Source organism: Mesorhizobium sp. M7A.F.Ca.CA.003.01.2.1, assembly GCF_003998945.1.
GTDB lineage: Bacteria > Pseudomonadota > Alphaproteobacteria > Rhizobiales > Rhizobiaceae > Mesorhizobium > Mesorhizobium ciceri.
The window spans coordinates 1-5,596 of the sequence record NZ_RZRA01000309.1; the positions used below are offsets into that span (position 1 = coordinate 1).

Below are 5,596 nucleotides of genomic sequence, written 5' to 3' on the forward strand. Positions count from 1 at the left end.
TCCACCCCCGGCCCCGATCACCGAACATCACGTATCCGCTCTCCGTCACCGCCAGCGTGTCTTCCAGCTTGATGAAGCCCCGTGTCGGGTGAAGCATGGTCGTCTCCACCGACAGCACCATGTTCTTCTCCAGCGGTTTGGCCGCATAGGTGCCTTCATAGGTCACCGGGTGGTTGGTCATCAGGAACGGCGCCTCGTGCGTGATCAGCCCCATGCCATGGGCGAAGAAATCCGTGTAGGGCGCGACCTTCGAAGCCTTCAGCACGCCCTCGGCATGCGAAATCATGTCGCCGCCCAGCGTGCCCGCTTTGACTTTTGAAAAGGCCGCCTGCTGCACCGTCTCGACCTCGGCCAGCAGATCTTCCAGCTCGGCATCCGGTTCGCCGAGAATGCCCATCCGGCAGAGGTCGCCTATATAGCCGTGATAATTGCCGCCGGAATCGATTGACAGCACCTCGCCTTTTTTCCACGCCTGCGGTGAAGCGGCGCGGTTGTGGCTGGCACCCAGCGTCAGCAGGCAATATTCGAAATGGATGCCGCGATTGGTTTCCTCGCGCCGCAGCTGCTCGATGATCTCGCTTTTAGTCGTGCCTTCACGCGCCCAGGCAATGGTCGCCAGCATGGAATCGGTGATCAGTTCGGAGGCCGTGCGCAGCTTCTCCAGCTCCGCATCGGTCTTGATGGCGCGCATGCGCTCCAGCATGTCGGTCGCATCGATCAGCCTGGCATCCGGCAACGCCTTGCGGATCAGCGTATAGGCGTCCGATGGCAGGAAGCCAGGCTCGATGCCGATGCGCGCGCCGGCCTTGCCGATCTTCTGCAGGTGCTCGACCGCAAGGTTGGCGGCGTCGAGCGTGCCCCAGCAGGCGGCGTGCAGCGTCGGCGTCCAGAACGGATTGTTCTGGTGCTCGCCGCCCTCCATGCGGTTGCCGATATAGGCGGCATGGTCCGGCCCGCCCTTTTCGTACACGACGATCGGCAGGTACCGGCTGTGGCCGATCGCATCCATGGCGGCGAAGAAGATGAACTTGTAACCGCCCAGCAGGTATTGCGTGTTGTGCTTGGAGGTGGCGAGCAGCACATCGATGCCGGCCTCCTCCATCAGCCGGTCGACCCTTGCCTGGTCGAACGGGATATTGCCGACGGCATTCTTGCCCGGAGCAATGTTCATCTCTCTCTCCCTGAATTGCCTGGGACCGCCGGCCGTTCCGCTCGCGATCCCCTGGCCATGACTCAAATCTGCACCATTTTGCCCGTTCTGGTCCAGCCAGAAATAGGGCAAACAGCACCGTTCCATGTCATCATACCTTTGTCCGTCGCATATCCCATCAATTTGGTCCTACCAGATTGACGTGATAGAAGCGCATATTCCAAACTGGTCCAGCGGACGAAAATTTCAAAGCCAAGCGAGGATGCGCCAATTCCGTCTCTGGCGAAACCCTCGGCAAGGCTCATAATCGCCGCCGCAAGGATGCTGGCGGGCTTGCCGGCGTTCGAGGGGTATTGGCGCGCCCAACCGGGTCGCGGAGAGGACGGAGTTCGATCATGTCAGGTTTCACGATTTCCAGGCGCACGATGCTTTCCGGCTCGGCAATGCTGCTGGCCTCCACCGCCATGCCGACACCGGGCTGGGCGCAGACGCCGAAGAAGGGCGGGCGGCTTGTGCTTGCCGCCGATTCCGAACCGCGCAACCTCAACCCGGCGATCGTCGCTTCCAACGGCGTCTTCTTCATCTCCAGCAAGATCGTCGAAACGCTGGCCGAAGCCTCCTACGACGGCAAGGACGGACTCGCGCCAAGGCTGGCGCTGAGCTGGGAGGGTGCCGCCGACGGGCTCTCGGTGACGTTCAAACTGCGCGACGGCGTCAAATGGCATGACGGCAAGCCGTTCACCTCCGCCGACGTGGCCTTCTCGGCGCTGCAGATCTGGAAGCCGCTGCAGAACCTCGGCCGCACCGTGTTCAAGGACCTGGCCAGCGTCGAGACCCCCGACGATCTCACCGGTGTGTTCAAATTCGCCAAGCCGACGCCGTTCCAGCTGATCCGCAACGCGCTGCCGGCGCTGAGCAGCGTGGTGCCGAAGCACATCTACGAGGTCGGCAAGATCGAGGACAACCCGGCCAACAACGCGCCCATCGGCACCGGACCGTTCAAATTCGGCGAGTACAAGGCCGGCCAGTATTACCGGCTGACCAAAAACACCGACTACTGGGGCAAGGACGAGCCCTATCTCGATGAGATCATCTATCAGGTGCTGCCGGATCGCACGTCCGCGGCCAGCGCGCTGGAGGCCGGAGAGATCCAGCTGGCGGCCTTTTCCGCCGTGCCGCTGGCCGACCTCGACCGCATCTCGAAAGTGCCGGGGCTGAAAGTGATCACCAAGGGTTACGAAGGGCTGACCTATCAACTCGTCGTCGAGATCAATCATCGCCGCAAGGAACTGGCCGACGTCAAAGTGCGGCAGGCGATCGCACATGCCATCGACAAGGATTTCGTCGTCAAGACGGTGTTCCTCGGCTATGCCGCGACAGCCACCGGCCCGGTGCCGAAGAACGATCCACAATTCTACACCGCCGATGTGCCGACCTATGCCTTCGACGTCGCCAAGGCCAACGCGCTGCTCGACGAAGCCGGCTACAAGAAAGGCCCGGACGGCAAGCGCTTCACGCTGAAACTGCTGCCTGCGCCCTATTTCAACGAGACAAAACAGTTCGGCGACTATCTGCGCCAGGCGCTCGCCGCCATCGGCATCGACGCTGAGCTGGTCAACAACGACTCGGCCGCGCACATCAAGGCGGTCTACACCGACCACGCCTTCGATCTCGCGGTCGGTCCGCCGGTGTTCCGCGGCGATCCGGCGATCTCGACCACCATCCTGGTGCAGAGCGGCATTCCGGACGGCGTGCCGTTCTCCAACCAGGGCGGCTACAAGAACGATGCGCTCGATGCGCTCATCGCCAAGGCATCGGAGACGCTCGACGCATCAGCCCGCACCGACCTCTACAAGGAATTCCAGAAGGCGGTGGCTGCCGACCTGCCGCTGATCAACGTCGCCGAATGGAGTTTCATCAGCGTCGCGCGAGACACCGTCGGCAACATCGCCAACAACCCGCGCTGGGCGGTGTCGAACTGGGCGGACACGTATTTGGAATCGTGACAGAATTGCGCGGATGAAAATTCGCGAAATCATCGTAGGCTTTGAGTTCTACGAGGCCCCCCTCTGTCCTACCGGACATCTCCCCCTCAAGGGGGGAGATTGGCCGCTTGTCTGTCCCGCGAATTCTTCAACGTTGGAGATTGGCGAAGCCAAAAGAGACAGCCGATCTCCCCCCTTGAGGGGGAGATGTCCGGCAGAACAGAGGAGGGTGCCTAGGCGCGGTCCTAATCAACGTATCGCCAACCCATCGACGCCCCCATGAACCGCGCCCTCACCCTTCTCCGCCGCCGCCTCGTCGGCAGCATCTTCGTGCTGCTGATCGTCGTCATCGGCACGTTCCTTTTGCTCGAGGCCGCCCCCGGCGACGCCGTCGACGCCTACATCGTCTCGACCGGCGGCGACGCCGGCATGATCGAATTGCTGCGTCATCGCTGGGGCCTCGACCAGTCGGAGCTGACGCGGCTGGCTAACTACCTCTGGGCGCTGTTGCATCTCGACCTCGGCCAGTCGGTGACCTTCTCCCGACCGATCCGCGATGTGATCCTCGAACGCCTGCCCAACACGCTGCTGTTGATGGTCAGCGCCACCGCGCTCTCCTTCGGGCTCGGCTCGGCACTCGGCATCTATGCCGGCGCCCGGCCGGGCAGTTTCCGCGACCGCTTCCTGTCGATCGGCTCGCTGGCGCTCTATGCCGTGCCGGGTTTCTGGCTCGGACTGGTGCTGATCGTCGTCTTTGCCGTCGACCTGCGCTGGCTGCCGATCGGCGGCATCGAGACCCTGGCTTCCGACAAGACCGGCCTTGACCGCGCAGCCGACATCGCCGTCCATCTTATCCTGCCTGTTTCGGCCCTCGGCTTCATCTACCTGGCGCTCTATCTGCGCATGATGCGCGCCGGCATGGCCGAGGTCTGGCGGCAGGATTTCGTCTTGGCCGCGCGCGCCAAGGGATTATCACGCCGCCGCATCGTGCTCGCCCACGTCGCCCGCAATGCACTGCTGCCGCTGGTCACCATGCTCGGCCTGCAGTCGGCGCAGATGCTCGGCGGCAGTGTCGTCATCGAGAGCGTCTTTTCCGTGCCCGGCCTCGGCCGGCTGGCGCAGGAGGCAGTCGCCTCCCGCGATACGCCGCTTCTGCTCGGCATTATTCTCACCAGCGCCGTCCTGGTCATTGTCATCAACCTTGCCGTCGACATCGCCTATGCCTTCCTCGACCCGCGCGTCGGCGCCTGCGAGGCCGGCGCATGAGTGCCCTCCGCCGCTTTCTGCGCACGCCCGAGGCGGTCGCCGGCGCCATCCTCCTGGCGGCGCTGATCGCCATGGCACTGTCGGCGTCGCTGCTGTTCCCCGGCGATCCGCAAGCGATTGCCGGGCCGGCGCTGCTGCCGCCGTTCCAGGACTGGTCGCTCCCGCTTGGCACCGATCGGCTTGGCCGCGACGTGCTGGCCGAGCTTTTTCATGGCGCCCGCACATCGCTGGCTGTCGGGATCGCCGCCGCGGCCGCCGCACTTGTCGTCGGGGCAGTGGTCGGCACATTGGCCGGCTTTGCCGGCGGCCTCGTCGACGAGGTGCTGATGCGCATCACCGACGCCTTCCAGACCGTGCCGAGTTTCCTGCTGGCACTGGCCTTCGTCAGCGTCGTCGGACCGTCGCTCGGCATCGTCGTGATCGCCATCGCGCTCGGCACCTGGACCGGACCAGCCCGTGTCGCCCGCGCGGAAGTCCTCTCCATTCGCGAACGCGATTATGTCGCCGGCGCCAGGGTCATCGGCATGCACCCGCTGGCGATCGCCTTTCGCGAGGTGCTGCCCAATGCCTTGCCGCCGGTGCTGGCGATGTCGTCGGTGATCGTCGCCGCGGCGATCCTCACCGAGGCGGCCTTGTCGTTCCTCGGCCTGGGCGATCCCAACCGGGTCACCTGGGGCGGCATGATTGCCGAAGGCCGCGCTGTCCTGCGCACCGCGCCCTTCCTGTCGATCGTCCCGGGCATAGCGCTGGTGCTGACCGTGCTCGGCGTCTATCTCGCCGGTGAAGGCATTGTCGAGACGACGGCGGTCAGGAGAGGCCTGTCGTGACCGCGCTGGCTTCGATCCGCGACCTGACGGTGACCTACCGCCGCGACGGCAGCGAGGTGGCGGCGCTGAAGGATGTCAGCCTCGATATAGAGGCTGGCGAGCGCTTGGCCATCATCGGCGAAAGTGGCTCGGGCAAGAGCACGCTGGCGCTGGCGATTGCCGGGCTGTTGCCGGCAAGCACCAAGACTGAAGGAAAGATCGATTGGTTCCTACCGTCGGCGTTGGGCGCCAAGGCACCTCCCTCTGTCCTGCCGGACATGTCCGGCAGGACAGAGGGGGGCCTCGTAGAGCACAGACCGCAAAAGCTCTTCACCAGATCAAGTCACCCTCCCCGCGGCGGCCGCGATATCGGTTTCGTCTTCCAGGAC

6 protein-coding genes are annotated in these 5,596 nt (G+C 64.2%); 4 read left to right on the forward strand and 2 right to left on the reverse strand.

Translation table 11 applies throughout. The features are described from left to right. On the reverse strand, nt 1–1,171 hold a 1,171-nt coding region (locus tag EN969_RS14460; protein WP_164758255.1), incomplete at its 3' end, for a Xaa-Pro peptidase family protein. Between the two features lie 62 nt (nt 1,172–1,233). Then, on the reverse strand, nt 1,234–1,455 hold the full coding sequence (locus tag EN969_RS14465) for a hypothetical protein (RefSeq protein WP_127224205.1): 222 nt from the start codon (nt 1,453–1,455) through the stop codon (nt 1,234–1,236). 90 nt (nt 1,456–1,545) lie between these two features. Between EN969_RS14465 and EN969_RS14470 the strand changes: the two genes are divergently transcribed. The 4 genes from EN969_RS14470 to EN969_RS14485 all read left to right on the forward strand — a co-directional run. After that, the gene (locus EN969_RS14470) at nt 1,546–3,156 is read left to right on the forward strand and encodes an ABC transporter substrate-binding protein (RefSeq protein WP_063169053.1); all 1,611 of its coding nucleotides are present in this window, start codon (nt 1,546–1,548) and stop codon (nt 3,154–3,156) included. 258 nt (nt 3,157–3,414) lie between these two features. Then, the gene (locus EN969_RS14475; RefSeq protein WP_063169054.1) at nt 3,415–4,401 is read left to right on the forward strand and encodes an ABC transporter permease; all 987 of its coding nucleotides are present in this window, start codon (nt 3,415–3,417) and stop codon (nt 4,399–4,401) included. Beyond that, a complete protein-coding gene (locus EN969_RS14480) occupies nt 4,398–5,228 on the forward strand; it encodes an ABC transporter permease (protein ID WP_063169055.1) in 831 nt (276 codons plus the stop codon). The genes EN969_RS14475 and EN969_RS14480 overlap by 4 nt, the downstream gene beginning before the upstream one ends. After that, nucleotides 5,225–5,596: ATP-binding cassette domain-containing protein (locus EN969_RS14485; protein WP_127419200.1), on the forward strand; the 372-nt coding region annotated here is incomplete at its 3' end. The genes EN969_RS14480 and EN969_RS14485, both read left to right, overlap by 4 nt.